We start from the raw sequence: 14,017 nt of genomic DNA on the forward strand, positions 1-14,017 counted from the left end.
GGGGGTCGACAAGATCGGGCAACAGAGGCCAAACCGCCTGGCCGAATCTGTGTGACGCGGACACGCCAGCCTGGGGAAGGACGGGGCGGACGGGGTGCGGGAAGGGGCCCGAGGGGCTGTCCGGAACACGGCTGGGACCGCCCGCGACGGGCCTCAGAGCAGGGGGGTGAGCCAGCGCCGCAGGTGCTCCTCGTAGCGGTCGGGGTCGGCGTTCCAGAGGCCGGCGTGCTCGCCGCCGGGGACGGCCTGGAGGCCGACCACGTCGGAGCGGCGGCGGGCCAGCCGGGCGGCGGCCTGCCAGGGGGCCAGCGCGTCGTCGGGCCCGTGCAGGAGGAGCGTGGGCACCCGCAGGTCGGTGCCGTCCGCGAGGCGGGCGAAGTCGGCCAGATCCACGCCGGCCCGGCCCTCGGCCGCGAGCGCGCCCAGCTCGGCGGCGGCGCCCCGGTAGCCGGCCCGGGCGGCGCCCCGGCGGGCGGTGGCCGACCAGTCGAGCACGGGCGAGTCCAGCACCAGGCCGCTGATCGAGGAGGCCCAGGCGGAGCGGGCCGCGGTCTGCAGGACCATGGTCGCGCCGAGCGACCAGCCGTACAGGATGACCCGCCCGGCGCCGCTGTCCAGGGCCAGCCGCAGGGCCGCCTCGACGTCGCGCCACTCGGTCTCGCCGAAGTGGCCGAGGCCGTCCGGGGAGGCCGGCGCGCCCTCGTCGCCGCGGTAGGTGACGGCCAGGACGGGCAGCGCGAGCCGGTGCAGGACGGGCATCACCGGCAGGGTCTGCTGCCGGTCGGCGCCGGGGCCGTGCACCAGGATCACCCAGGTGCCCCGCTTGCCGTCCAGCCGCCAGGCGGGCAGCGCGCCCAGCTCGCCCTGGACGGCGGTCTCGGTGTACGGCAGGCCGAGGGCGCTGGTCGGGTCGCCGAGGTGGACGCGGGGCGTGAAGCGGACCGCGGTACCGGGGGCCAGAGTGCCGCGGTCGGCGCGGACCAGCCGGCGGGTGACGCCCCGCTCGTCGGCGTGCAGGATCTCGCCGACCACCGCGTGCCCTCCGTCGCCCCACTCGACGGCCCAGCGGCCGGGGCGGGCGCTCTCGGCGCTGCGGGTGAAGGTGGCCCGTCCGGCGGCGAGGGTCAGCACCACGACGGGGCCGGCGGCCCGCTCACGGCCGACCGCCGGGCGGACCATCCGCTCGGAGGCCCTCCGGCCGATCAGCAGGACGGCGGCCCCGGTGCCGACGGCGGCGGCCGCCACGGCGGCTGCGGTTCCCCAACGCATATCGCTCCCCGCTCTGTTGGTCGCGGACTGGGCAGTCTGCCCACCAGTCCACTCGCGGGGGCGCCACCCGGCCACCGGGCGCGGCCGTCCGGGTCACGGCGGCACGGGTCTCGGCCGGGTCACGGCGGCGGGAGTCTCGGCCGGGTCACGGCGGCACGGGAAGCGGCTGCGGGAAGCGACGGCACGGTTCTCGGCCCTCTGGTCACGGCGGCGCGGGAAGCGGCAGAGGGAGAGGGCAGGGAGGGAGAGGGCAGGGAGGGGGAGGCGCCGCGCGGGGGCGGCGCGGTAGCGGCCCGTCAGACCGGGATCTCGGTCTCCAGGAGCTCCAGCAGCTCCCAGAACCGCTCGCCGAGCGGCCGGGCCGCCGCGCGGGTGTCCGCCGCCGGGGCCGGGGAGCCCCAGCTGCCGGCGCCCCAGTGGGAGGTGACCTGGTACTCGTTCTGCAGCGCCGTCAGCACGGCGGTGAGGTCGCCCTCGTGAACCGGCACGATCCGGCCGATCGGCCGGAGCTGCGCCTGCCAGCGGCCGTCCACGCACTGCCGCAGCCGCCGGTCCAGCTCCTGCGCCCGGCCGGTCACCGCGACCAGCTCGCGCAGGGTCGTGCCGAGCACCTGGGCCAGCGCGTGGGTCTGCTCCTGGTCGCCGTCCCACTGACCGGTCGCCTCGGCCCGCTGGTACCGGTCCAGTGCGAGGCCGATCCGGTGGGCCGCGCTCTCCTGGTTGAGCTCCCGGGCGACCCGGAAGTCCCGCAGCCGGGCCGGGCGGACGCCCATCAGCTGGGCCGGCGGGCACCAGAGCGCCCGGGCCAGGGCGATGAACTCGTCCTCGGCGGGGCGCAGCTCGCCGCTCTCCCAGCCGAGCACGTGGGAGGGCAGCAGCCGGACGCCGTGCGCGGCCATGCCCTCGACCACCTGCTCGGGGGTCAGCCCCAGGCCGGCGCGGTGCGCGCGGGCGGCCGCGGGCGAGAAGGGCACCGGGGGCACGGCGGGTGGCTGTCTGCGTCGCATGGCCCGACGGTAGGGGGCGGTCCGGCCGCCCCCCAGCCGCCGAACACACGAAGCGGGCCCGGAGGCCCCTCCGGGCGACTGGACGATCGCACAGGCTGTCATGCCCCTGCGGGGGGTGCCGATCGGAGGTAGCGACGGCGTCGGGCGGCCCGGCTCCGCTGTGACCAACCCCTCCGTGACCTTGGTTGACGCACGGTTCGGCCGCGTGATGGGATCCTTCAGCCAAACGGAGGCATGCAGAGGAAGCCGGTGCGAGTCCGGCGCGGTCCCGCCACTGTCACCGGGGAGCACACTCGGAGTCCCTCCTCCGCCGGCCACGGCGCCGGAGGGGGCCCATCGCGGCGGGCCGTCAGAAGCCGCCGCCGGGCCCGGGGGTGCGTTCGACCCGGAAGCCAGGAGACTCTCGCCCCCGGTACGTCGATCCAGGGCGCGGACCCTGAGTGAGGACACGCACGCGATGCAGGCTGCCCCGACCTTCCGAGCCCTCTGCTGTCCACCGTGCGCCCGCTGACCCGCGCCGCCGCCTTCGCCCTGGGGGCCGCGGCCGGGTACCTCGCCGACGCCCGCTTCGCCGACCCGCGCCGCGGCCACCCGGTGGCCGTCTTCGGCGGCGCGGCCGGCCGGCTGGAGCGGCGGATCTGGCGGAACGACCGCGCCGTCGGAACGGCTTTCACGGCGCTCTGCGTGGGCACCGTCGCGGCCGGCGCGCTGGCGGCCGACCGCACCCTGGGCCGCCGGCCGCTCGGGCGGGCCGCGCTGGCCGCCGCCGCGACCTGGACGGTGCTCGGCGGCACGTCGCTCACCCGGGAGGCCCGCACGATCGGACGCTCGCTCGCCGCGCACGACCTCGCGGCGGCGCGGCAGCGGCTGCCGCACCTGTGCGGGCGGGACCCGAGCGCCCTCGACGAGGGGCAGATCGCCCGCGCGGTGGTCGAGTCGGTCGCCGAGAACACCGCCGACGCCGTGGTCAACGCACTCGTCTGGGGCGCCCTCGCGGGCACGCCCGGGCTGCTGGCGTTCCGCGCGGTCAACACCCTGGACGCGATGGTCGGCCACCGCTCGCCGCGCCACGCCCGGTTCGGCTGGGCCTCGGCGCGGCTGGACGACGTGGCGGGCTGGCCGGGCGCGCGGCTGACCGCGCTGCTGACCGTCGCCGCCGCGCCCGAGCCCCGGACGGCCTGGCGGGTCTGGCGCCGGGACGGCTCCGCCCACCCCAGCCCCAACGCGGGCCAGGCCGAGTCGGCCTTCGCCGGCGCCGTCGGCGTGCGGCTCGGCGGCACCCTGCGGTACGGCGCCCGGGTCGAGCACCGGCCGGTACTGGGCGGCGAGCTGCGACCGGTGACGGTGGACGACATCGAGCGCGCCTGCCGGCTCTCCCGCCGGGTGGGACTGCTCGCACTGGGTACGACCGTCGCCGGGCACGCCGTCGTGCAGGCACTCAAGGCGGGGACGAGAAGGGGGAGCGCATGAGCAACGCACTGCTGGTCGCCGGGACGACCTCGGACGCCGGCAAGAGCGTGGTCACCGCGGGCATCTGCCGCTGGCTGGCCCGTCAGGGCGTCGCCGTGGCGCCGTTCAAGGCGCAGAACATGTCGCTGAACTCCTTCGTCACCGCCGACGGTGCCGAGATCGGCCGCGCCCAGGCGATGCAGGCCCAGGCGGCCCGGGTGGAGCCCGAGGCGGCGATGAACCCGGTGCTGCTGAAGCCCGGCGCGGACGGCCGCAGCCAGGTGGTGCTGCTCGGCCGGGCGGTCGCCGAGGTCGGCGCGCTGGACTACCGCGACCGCAAGCCCGTCCTGCTGGAGCGAGCGCTGGAGTGCCTGGCCGACCTGCGCCGGCGCTACGACGTGGTGGTCTGCGAGGGCGCCGGATCGCCCGCCGAGATCAACCTGCGGGACCGGGACATCGCCAACATGGGCCTGGCCACCGCCGCCGGCCTGCCGGTCGTGGTGGTCGGCGACATCGACCGCGGCGGCGTGTTCGCCGCGATGTACGGGACGCTGGCGCTGCTGTCGGAGCAGGACCAGCGCCATGTGGCGGGCTGGTTCGTCAACAAGTTCCGCGGCGACGCGCGGCTGCTGGCGCCCGGGCTGGAGATGCTGCGCGAGCTGACCGGCCGTCCGGTGCTGGGCACCCTGCCGATGCTGTCCGGGCTCTGGCTGGACGCCGAGGACTCCCTGGACCTGACCACCGTGGTGGACCGCGCCGAGGGGCGCGGGCCGCTCGGCGCCGACGTGCTGCGGGTGGCCGTGGTGCGCTTCCCCCGGCTGTCCAACTTCACCGACGTGGACGCACTGGCCCAGGAACCCGGGGTGCTGGTCCGCTGGGCCACCCGGCCCGAGGAGCTGGCCGACGCCGACCTGGTGATCCTGCCCGGCACCCGGGCCACCGTGGCCGACCTGGCCTGGCTGCGCGAGCGCGGCCTGGAGCCGGCCCTCAGGGCCCGGGCCGCGGCCGGGCTGCCGGTCCTCGGCGTCTGCGGCGGCTACCAGATGCTCGCGCGCGCCATCCACGACGAGGTCGAGTCGAAGGCCGGTGCCGTCGACGGCCTCGGGCTGCTCCCGACGCACGTCCGGTTCGGCGCCGAGAAGGTGCTCGGCCGACCGGTCGGCGAGGCCTACGGGCAGCCGGTCCAGGGGTACGAGATCCACCACGGGATCGTCACTGTGGAGGGCGGGGAGGCGTTCCTGGACGGCTGCCGGGTGGGGGCGGTCTGGGGCACGACCTGGCACGGCGCGCTGGAGAACGACGGCTTCCGGCGCGCGCTGCTGCGCGAGGTCGCCGCTCTGTCGGGCCGGGCGTTCGTGCCCGCGCCGGACACCTCGTTCGCCGAGGCGCGCGAGGCCCGGCTGGACCGGCTGGGCGACCTGATCGAGGAGCACGCGGACACCGACGCGCTGTGGAAGCTGATCGAGGGCGGGGTGCCGGCCGCGGGTTCGCTGCCGTTCCTGCCGCCCGGGGCCCCCTTGGAGAATCATGAGTGACGTCCGCTACCCCTTCACCGCGATCGTCGGAATGGCCGACCTGCGGCTCGGGCTGCTGCTCAACGCGGTCTCCCCGGCCGTCGGCGGCGTGCTGGTGCGGGGTGAGAAGGGCACCGCCAAGTCGACCATGGTGCGGGCGCTGGCCGGTCTGCTCCCGTCCATCGCCGCCGTCGACGGCTGCCGTTTCGCCTGCGACCCGGCCGCGCCGGACCCGGCCTGCCCGGACGGCGCGCACGACGGCGCCGACGAGACCCACCGCCCGGCCCGGCTGGTCGAGCTGCCGGTCGGCGTCTCCGAGGACCGGATCGTCGGCTCACTGGACCTGGAGCGCGCGCTGGCCGAGGGCGTGAAGGCGTACGAGCCGGGCCTGCTGGCCCGGGCGCACCGGGGCGTGCTCTACATCGACGAGGTCAACCTGCTCCAGGACCACGTGGTGGACCTGCTGCTGGACGCGGCCGCGATGGGCCGCTCCTACGTGGAGCGCGAGGGCGTCTCGGTGCGCCACGCGGCGCGGTTCCTGCTGGTCGGCACGATGAACCCGGAGGAGGGCGAGCTGCGCCCGCAGCTGCTCGACCGGTTCGGCCTGACCGTGGAGATCGCCGCCACCCGGGAGCCGGCCGAGCGCGCCGAGGTGGTCCGCCGCCGGCTGGCGTACGACGCCGACCCGGCCGGGTTCGCCGCGCGGTTCGCCGAGGACGAGCGCGCGCTCGCCGGGCGGATCACCGCGGCCCGGGAGCTGCTGCCCGAGGTGGAGCTGACCGACACGGCGCTGCGCCAGATCACCGCCGTCTGCGCCGCCTTCGAGGTGGACGGGCTGCGCGCGGACATCGTGATGGCCCGCACCGCCGTCGCGCTGGCCGCCTGGGCGGGCCGGACGCAGGTGCTGGAGGAGGACGTCCGCAAGGCCGCGCAGCTGGCCCTGCCGCACCGCCGCCGGCGCAACCCCTTCGACGCGCCGGGGCTGGACGAGGAGCAGTTGGAGCGGACCCTGGAGGAGCACGCCGGGCCCGAGGAGCCCGAGCCCGCGGAGCGACCGTCGGAGGGGGAGCAGCCCGGCGAGTGCCCCGAGGGGAACGGCCCCGAGGACGACGGCCCCGGCCCCGACGGTGGCGGCCCCGACGGCGGCGGCGGCGCGCCCGCGCCCGCGGACACGCCCGACGGCTCCGCGGCCGCCGGGCCAGAGCCGCAGGCGCCGGCCGAGCCGGAGGCCGTCCCGCAGCAGGGCCGGGGCGGCGCGCCGCAGACCGCGCCGGTGGCGGCCGGCGAGCCGTACCGCACCCGGCTGTTCAAGGTGGAGGGCACCGGGAAGGGCGCCCAAGGCCGCCGCTCCCCCGCCGAGACCGACGGCGGCCACACCATCCGCGCCCGCCGCCCGCAGGGGCGCCTGGCCCGGCTGCACCTGAGCGCGACCCTGCGGGCCGCCGCGCCGCACCAGGTGGCGCGCGGGCGGGACTCGCGCGCGCTGCTGCTGCAGAAGGACGACTTCCGCGAGCAGGTCCGGCAGGGCCGCGAGTCCAACCTGGTGCTGTTCCTGGTGGACGCCTCCGGTTCGATGGCGGCCCGGCAGCGGATGACCGCCGTCAAGGGCGCCGTGCTCTCCCTGCTGATGGACGCCTACCAGCGCCGGGACAAGATCGGCATGATCACCTTCCGCGGCGCGAGCGCCGAGCTGGCCCTGCCGCCGACCTCCTCCGTCGAGGTGGGCGCGGCCCGGCTGGAGTCGCTTCCGACCGGCGGCCGGACCCCGCTGGCGGCCGGGCTGCTGCGGGCCCACGAGGTGCTGCGGGTCGAGCGGATGCGCGACCCGCACCGCCGCCCGCTGCTGGTCGTGGTGACCGACGGCCGGGCGACCGGCTCCCGCGACGCCGTCGCGCGCTCCCACCAGGCGGCCGGACTGTTCACCGCCCAGGGCGTGGCGAGCGTGGTGCTGGACTGCGAGGCCGGCCCGGTGCGGCTCGGCCTGGCCCGCACCCTGGCCGCCCGGCTGGGCGCCACCGCCGTGACCCTGGACGAGCTGCGGGCCGAGGGCGTGGCCTCGCTCGTCCGCGACAACCGTGCCAACCGAGCCACCCCGACGCGAAAGGCGGCCTGATCCACATGCCCAAGGGAGTCCCCGAGAGCGTGCCCGACGACGGCCTGACGACCCGCCAGCGCCGCACCCAGCCGATCACCGCCGTCCACACCGGCCCCGGCAAGGGCAAGTCCACCGCCGCCTTCGGCATGGCGCTGCGGGCCTGGAACCAGGGCTGGCCGATCGGAGTGTTCCAGTTCGTCAAGTCCGCGAAGTGGAAGGTCGGCGAGGAGAACGCGCTGCGCGTGCTCGGCGCCTCCGGCGAGGGCGGCACCGTCGACTGGCACAAGATGGGCTCCGGCTGGTCCTGGATCCAGCGCTCCACCGAGATGGAGATGGACAGTGAGGCGGCCGCCAAGGAGGGCTGGGAGCAGGTCAAGCGCGACCTGGCCGCCGAGACCTACCGCTTCTACGTGCTGGACGAGTTCACCTACCCGATGCACTGGGGCTGGGTCGACGTGGACGAGGTGGTCGCCGTGCTGAAGGACCGCCCGGGCAGCCAGCACGTGGTCATCACCGGCCGGTACGCGACCGAGGCGCTGACCTCGGCCGCCGACCTGGTCACCGAGATGACCAAGGTGAAGCACCCGATGGACACCGGCCGCAAGGGCCAGCGCGGCATCGAGTGGTGAGCCCGGCGGGCTTCGCGGGATCCGTGCGGCACCTCGGGTCCGTGGGCTCCTTCGGTTCCGTGCGGCCCGTGCGTTCCCTCGGGTCCGTGCGGCCCGTGAAGCCGGCGAAGTCCGTGAAGCCCGTGAAGCCCGTGAAGCCCGTGACACGTCCGTGAGTCCGCGAAAGCAGTAGAGCCTTGAACAGCGTCCCCCGTCTCGTCGTCGCCGCGCCGTCCTCCGGCTCCGGCAAGACCACCGTCGCCACCGGCCTGATCGCCGCGCTCGCCGCGCGCGGTCTGGCCGTCTCGCCGCACAAGGTCGGCCCGGACTACATCGACCCGGGCTACCACGCCCTGGCCGCCGGCCGGCCGGGCCGCAACCTGGACGCCTTCATGTGCGGGCCGGAGCGCATCGCGCCGCTCTTCCTGCACGGCGCCGCCGGGGCGGACGTCGCGGTGGTCGAGGGCGTGATGGGGCTGTTCGACGGCGCCTCCGGACGCGGCGAGCTGGCGTCCACCGCCCACGTCGCCAAGCTGCTGCGGGCACCCGTGGTGCTGGTGGTGGACGCCTCCTCGCAGTCCCGCTCGGTGGCCGCGCTGGTGCACGGCTTCGCCTCCTGGGACCCGGAGGTCCGACTGGCCGGGGTGATCCTCAACCGGGTCGCCTCCGACCGGCACGAACTGCTGCTGCGCGAGGCCCTGGAGGAGGGCTCCGGGGTGCCGGTGCTCGGCGCGGTGCGCCGCTCGGCGGCGGTCGCCACACCGTCCCGCCACCTCGGCCTGATCCCGGCCGTCGAGCGCTCGGCCGAGGCGCTGCGGGCCGTCGCCGACATGGGCGAGCTGGTCGCCGCGTCGGTCGACCTGGACGCCGTCCTGGCGCTGGCCCGGACGGCTCCCCCGCTGGACGCCACGCCGTGGGACCCGGCCGCCGAGGTCGAGCGGGTGGCCGGCGCGCCCCGGATCGCGGTGGCCGGCGGCGCCGCGTTCTCCTTCTCGTACGCCGAGAACGCCGAACTGCTCACCGCGGCCGGCGCCGAGGTGGTGCCGTTCGACCCGCTGCACGCCGACGCGCTGCCCGCGGACACCGCCGGCCTGGTGATCGGCGGCGGCTTCCCCGAGCTGTACGTCCGGGAACTCAGCGCGAACGGGACGCTGCGCGCTGCGATCGCCGCGTTCGCCGCCTCGGGCGCGCCGATCGCCGCCGAGTGCGCCGGACTGCTCTACCTCGGGCGGGAGTTGGACGGCCTGCCGATGTGCGGCGTACTGGACACCTCGGCCCGGATGACCGAGCGGCTGACCCTCGGATACCGGGAGGCCGTCGCGCTGACCGACTCGCCGCTGGCGCCGACCGGCACCCGGGTGCGCGGGCACGAGTTCCACCGCACCGTCTGCGAGCCCGGCGCCGGGGAACGGCCCGCCTGGGGCTGGCGACTGCCGACCGGGCCGAACACCGAGGGCTTCACCGGGGGCACGCTGGGCAACGTTCACGCTTCGTACCTGCACCTGCACTGGGGAGGATCACCGCAGCTCGCCGCCTCGTTCGCGGCCGCCGCGGCCGCGTACCGCGCGGGCTGAGCGAACCGGCGCGCCCCCGGGTCTGGTGCTTTGCCCACGCGGAGCGTCAGAATAGGGCTGATAGCCGCAAATCGCCCATTTCGCAACCGGTACCGGCCAGACCCGACCGCCTTTGGCGAGCCGACCGATTGCCGGCGACCGCCCGCTCGGCGGGGTCGCCATGCTCCCCCGCGGAGTGAGCTGGCTCAAAGGAGCCGTCACGATGCGTCACACCTTAACCCCGCAGCATCACCACCCCCTCGACCCCACCGGCCACCGGCACGCCTGCCCGGTACCGCTGTCCCCCAAGGCCTTCGCCCAACTCCGGGCCCGCTACCAGGACCTCGTCGAACACCGGCGGATCCCGGCGAGCCTCACCTTCGAGCAGTACTACTACGTCTGGCGCTCCCGGCGGCGCGGTGAGAACGTCATCGGCCTCGACGACGGCGCCGTCCGCCCCGGCCCCAGCACCGGGGCCCAGTTGATCACCCGGCCGACCAAGAAGCTGCGCGGCACCATCCGCACCCTGGTGCTGCTGGTCGACTTCCCCGACCACCCGCACAGCCCCGAGCACACCGTCGGCCACTTCGAACAGATGCTGTTCAGCGCCGACACCTTCACGACCGGCTCGATGCGCGACTACTACCGCCTGGTCAGCGGATTCGACGCCGCCCACCCGACCGAGCACGGCATCGACATCCAGGGCGAGGTGCACGGCTGGTTCCGCCTGCCGCAGCCGCTCTCCTTCTACACCGACAACCAGTCCGGCACCGGCAACCCGCCCCGGAACTCCCAGGGCATGGCGGCCGACGCGCTGCGACTCGCGCTCGACCAGGGCATCGACTTCTCCGCCGGCTACGACGCCCTCGGCGAGGGCCTCGTCACCGCCCTGTTCATCGTCCACGCCGGCTCCGGCGCCGAACAGACCGAGCGCCCCGGCGACATCTGGAGCCTCAAGTGGAACCCGCCCGGCGAGGACGGCGTGCTGGTCGCGCCCGGCCTGCGGGTACAGACCTTCCTGACCGTCCCCGAGGACTGCGCGGTCGGCGTCTGCGCCCACGAGTGGGGCCACCTGGCCGCCCGCTGGGCCGACTTCTACGACACCGGCCGCGTCGAGGCGACGACCTCCAACGGCCTCGGGGACTACTGCCTGATGGCGGGCGGCTCCTGGGGCAACGACGGCGTCACCCCCGTCTTCCCGAACGGCATGCTGCGGATGTTCCACGGCTGGACCACCCCGCAGGAGGTCTCCAGCACCACCACCGGCATCGCGCTGCGGCCCGTCGCCGAGGGCGGCGACCTGCTGTTCGTCCGCAACCCCCAGCGGATGAAGGAGAGCCAGTACATCATCGTCGAGTACCGCCGCCAGCGCGGGCAGGACGAGTTCCTGCCCTCCCAGGGCGTCGCCGCCTACGTGGTGGACGAAGCCATCGACAACGTCAACGACGAACACCACCTGGCCATCGCGCTGATGCAGGCCGACGGCCGCAACGACCTGGGGAAGATCTTCGGCACCGGCAACCGGGGCGACCGGACCGACCTCTACCCGGCCCTCGGCAACACCGGCATCGGCCAGCACACCGCACCGGCCCTCAACGAGCCCGACGGCACCTGGAGCGGAGTCACCCTCGACATCGCCGGCACCCCAGGCGCCGAACAGATGGGCGTCGACGTCACCATCACCTGACCCACCCCCACCGGGCGGCCCGCGCGAAACCACGCCCGGCACGCCGGTCAGCCTCCCATCCGGGCGGCTGACCGGCGCCCGGGCGTCCTGGAATGCGCAAGTAGATTCGATACTTCCGCACGCGAACTCTCCGCAGACTGACGACCTTTCGGCGGAGGGGTGGCAACGGTTCAGCGCGCCGTGCTTCAATACCCCACAAACGGCGCCCTGGAGAAGCCAATGAAAGCAGCGGTGGTGACGGCGTGCGCCGGTGTCCTGATCGCCGTGCTGGCCTACTGGCTGAACGATCACGGAGAGACCCGCAGGTCGCTGCGACGAGCCCGAGCCGACTGGGTCGGCAGCCAACTGCGGGAGTTCTACGCCCCTCTTCTCGTACTCGCGGAAGCCAACGAGAAAGCATGGGCCGAATACCGTCGCCGATTCATGATGCACGTCGGCCCGAACCCGGGCGGCCGTCCGCTGGCGGCTCCGGACGAGGCACGGTGGCGCACCTGGGTGGAGACGGTGTTCGCCCCGAACGCCCGGAAGATGCAGGAGATCATCACCGCACGGGGAGACCTGATCATCGAGGGCGAGGTGCCGGCCGTCGTCCTCGACTTCTGCGCGCATGCCACGGCCTACGACGCCCTGCTGTCCGACTGGGAGGGCGCGGGCCCGGACAAATCCGTCCTGGTCCGCCACCCGGGAAGCCGGTTCCTGTCGTACGTCCGCGAGTCGCACGGATCCCTCAGGGAGGAACAGGCACTGCTGCTCAACGCCGCGCGGGGGTAGCCGGGTCTGACCCGACCTTCCGGCGCACCGAACACGAGGAGGGGAGACCGCGATCAAACTGTTTCTGAGCTGGTCCGGACAGCGCGCCAGGATGACGGCGGAGGCGCTGCGGTCATGGTTGCCGGACGTCCTCCAGCACGTCGACCCCTGGCTCTCCAGCCAGGACATCTCCGCGGGCGGCAGAGCGACTCAGGAGATCGCGACGAAGCTCTCCGAGGCGAACTTCGGGATCATCTGCACGACTCCGGAGAACCAGTCGTCCAGTTGGCTCAACTTCGAGGCCGGGGCCGTCTCCAACCAGGTCGGAGGCTACGTCGTGCCGTTCCTCATCGGCATGAGGGTCGCCGAACTCACCAGCCCACTCAGTCAGTTCCAGGCAGTCCTCGGTGACAATGAGGACGAGGTGCTGAAGTTCCTCACCGATCTGAACAGCGCCTCGGGCACGCCGGCGATCCCCCGCGATCGGCTGGACCGCGCCTTCCGAAGGAGCTGGCCGGAGTTCGAGAGCAGGATGCGGGACATTCGCGTGCTCCCGTCGAGGGGCGGGTCCTCCGATACCGTGAAGCGGTCGGAGGCCGACATGACGGAGGAGATCCTCCTCATCACCCGCTCCCTCGATCACCGGATGGCGGAGATCGAGAAGTACACGTTGCAGGCCGAGGGGGCACCCCTGCGGCCGACCCGGGAAGTCCGCCGGATCAGCGAAGAGAAGTTCATCGCGTCCTCGTTCGCGAAGCTCGGCTGGGAGGTCGTCCGGTCCTCCTGGGAGGGCGCGCGGGTCGTCATCGTCGCGCAGAGTACGAGTGATTCCTCGAAAGCGGTGTCTCGCGAGTTCGCCGAGCGGATCGCCAAGTCCCTGGGGCGGGACGTGATCGTACGGGGCGAGACCGGGAAGGTGATCGTCCGCGGCAACCTTCCCTGACGCCCACACGCCTCACCAGTGTCCTGCGCCGGAGATCCATCGACAGGATCGGCGAGGGAGTCGAGGATCTCATCGGCGGCCTCGGTCCAGGTGGAGCGTGTGGGGTCTTCGTCCCGTCCCTCGACCCGGTCACGGATGTCGCGTTCGAGAGCGACGAAGAACCGTTCACCGGAGAGCTCGAAGGTTTCCGCCAGGGTGACTTGAGCTGGAACGGCGACTCTCCGGCACGGAACGCTAACGCGTGAACCGCTCCTCGACCGGCATCGGCATCTTCTCCTTCTTCCGCAGGCTCCGCAGGACCAGTTCCCCGGCCGCCTCCGGACGGACCCAGGCGTTCCACGCCTTGATGTACATCGACACCTGGTCCCGCATATCCAGCCTGCGCCTGGAACCCCGCTTCACGGTGTCCTTCGGCACTTCCCTGAGAACGAGCCGCGCGTCGCCCGGGTCCAGGTTCGCCCCCGACTTGAGACCCGAGATCCAGTCGTCGATGTCCGCCGCCGGCGCGGCTTCTGTGGTCAGGAAGTAGCCCACGGCCAGGGCCGTCTGGCTTGCGAACATGTGCTTGGCCAGCTCGCGGCCGACGGTCACCGCCACCCGGTAACTGTCCACGTTCGCCTTGTACTCAGCCAGGATACGGTCGTTCGACACCCTGGACCGGACCCCGGTCCAGGGCTCGTTCGGCATCGTCCTGAAGAGCAGCACGTGGCGAATGGTGGAGGACAGCAGGGTCAGATACTTCTCGCCGGTCGACGACAGCGTGTCCGCCGCGCTCCGCCGCTTGCCGGTGTCGAGAACCGGGAACGCGTCCTCCGACAGCCCGTCGAAGACGAACATCTCCACGGGAACACCGGCATCGATGATCGCGCGGAGGCGATGCTGGCCGTCGAGCAGGCGACCGCTCCTGTCGAACGCGATGCCCTGGTGCGTCACCTGCCACTCGTTACGGAGGATGGCCTCCCTCAGAGCCTCCACCTGCCCGTTGTCCAGGCGCCGGTTGACGGAATTCCGGGACAGAAATTCAGCGGCGATCTCCGGGGTGATCTTGACCTTCCGCGGAACCTTATCCGCCTCCGGCTCCTCCGGCAGGGCAATCGTGACAGTCATCCTCTGATCCTAGGATCCCCGTCACCAGGAATACG

11 protein-coding genes and 1 riboswitch are annotated in these 14,017 nt (G+C 73.9%); of the genes, 8 read left to right on the forward strand and 3 right to left on the reverse strand.

Annotation, left to right across the window (positions count from 1 at the left end; translation table 11 throughout):
• Nucleotides 1-153: 153 nt before the first annotated feature.
• On the reverse strand, nucleotides 154-1,269 hold the full coding sequence (locus ABZ497_RS11180; RefSeq protein WP_359804378.1) for an alpha/beta fold hydrolase: 1,116 nt from the start codon (nucleotides 1,267-1,269) through the stop codon (nucleotides 154-156).
• 296 nt (nucleotides 1,270-1,565) lie between these two features.
• Nucleotides 1,566-2,276 carry a transcriptional regulator gene (locus ABZ497_RS11185; RefSeq protein ID WP_359804379.1) on the reverse strand — a complete coding sequence of 237 codons (711 nt, stop codon included), beginning with the start codon at nucleotides 2,274-2,276 and terminating at the stop codon, nucleotides 1,566-1,568.
• A gap of 212 nt (nucleotides 2,277-2,488) precedes the next feature.
• Nucleotides 2,489-2,681: riboswitch (cobalamin riboswitch) on the forward strand.
• 93 nt (nucleotides 2,682-2,774) lie between these two features.
• On the opposite strand from ABZ497_RS11185, the gene ABZ497_RS11190 reads away from it, so the two are divergent.
• From ABZ497_RS11190 to ABZ497_RS11225, 8 genes are all read left to right on the forward strand, one after another.
• Complete coding sequence (locus ABZ497_RS11190; RefSeq protein ID WP_359804380.1) at nucleotides 2,775-3,746, forward strand: cobalamin biosynthesis protein; 972 nt, start codon at nucleotides 2,775-2,777, stop codon at nucleotides 3,744-3,746.
• Complete coding sequence (locus ABZ497_RS11195) at nucleotides 3,743-5,260, forward strand: cobyric acid synthase (RefSeq protein ID WP_359804381.1); 1,518 nt, start codon at nucleotides 3,743-3,745, stop codon at nucleotides 5,258-5,260. Before ABZ497_RS11190 ends, ABZ497_RS11195 begins: the two co-directional genes overlap by 4 nt.
• Nucleotides 5,253-7,352, forward strand: a complete 2,100-nt coding sequence (locus tag ABZ497_RS11200; protein WP_359804382.1) for a putative cobaltochelatase — start codon at nucleotides 5,253-5,255, stop codon at nucleotides 7,350-7,352. Before ABZ497_RS11195 ends, ABZ497_RS11200 begins: the two co-directional genes overlap by 8 nt.
• Before the next feature lie 5 nt (nucleotides 7,353-7,357).
• A complete protein-coding gene (gene cobO, locus ABZ497_RS11205) occupies nucleotides 7,358-7,963 on the forward strand; it encodes a cob(I)yrinic acid a,c-diamide adenosyltransferase (RefSeq protein ID WP_329490083.1) in 606 nt (201 codons plus the stop codon).
• Between the two features lie 176 nt (nucleotides 7,964-8,139).
• Nucleotides 8,140-9,516: a cobyrinate a,c-diamide synthase gene (locus ABZ497_RS11210; RefSeq protein ID WP_359804383.1), complete on the forward strand. Its 1,377-nt coding sequence runs from the start codon at nucleotides 8,140-8,142 to the stop codon at nucleotides 9,514-9,516.
• A gap of 202 nt (nucleotides 9,517-9,718) precedes the next feature.
• The gene (locus ABZ497_RS11215; RefSeq protein WP_359804384.1) at nucleotides 9,719-11,182 is read left to right on the forward strand and encodes a M6 family metalloprotease domain-containing protein; all 1,464 of its coding nucleotides are present in this window, start codon (nucleotides 9,719-9,721) and stop codon (nucleotides 11,180-11,182) included.
• 219 nt (nucleotides 11,183-11,401) lie between these two features.
• The gene (locus ABZ497_RS11220) at nucleotides 11,402-11,953 is read left to right on the forward strand and encodes a hypothetical protein (RefSeq protein ID WP_359804385.1); all 552 of its coding nucleotides are present in this window, start codon (nucleotides 11,402-11,404) and stop codon (nucleotides 11,951-11,953) included.
• A 64-nt stretch (nucleotides 11,954-12,017) separates the two neighbouring features.
• Nucleotides 12,018-12,875, forward strand: a complete 858-nt coding sequence (locus ABZ497_RS11225) for a TIR domain-containing protein (RefSeq protein WP_359804450.1) — start codon at nucleotides 12,018-12,020, stop codon at nucleotides 12,873-12,875.
• Nucleotides 12,876-13,109: 234 nt separating this feature from the next.
• On the opposite strand, the gene ABZ497_RS11230 is transcribed toward ABZ497_RS11225, so the two are convergent.
• Nucleotides 13,110-13,982, reverse strand: a complete 873-nt coding sequence (locus ABZ497_RS11230; protein ID WP_359804386.1) for a hypothetical protein — start codon at nucleotides 13,980-13,982, stop codon at nucleotides 13,110-13,112.
• Between the last annotated feature and the right edge of the window lie 35 nt (nucleotides 13,983-14,017).

The organism is Kitasatospora sp. NPDC005751 (assembly GCF_040630835.1).
GTDB lineage: Bacteria > Actinomycetota > Actinomycetes > Streptomycetales > Streptomycetaceae > Kitasatospora.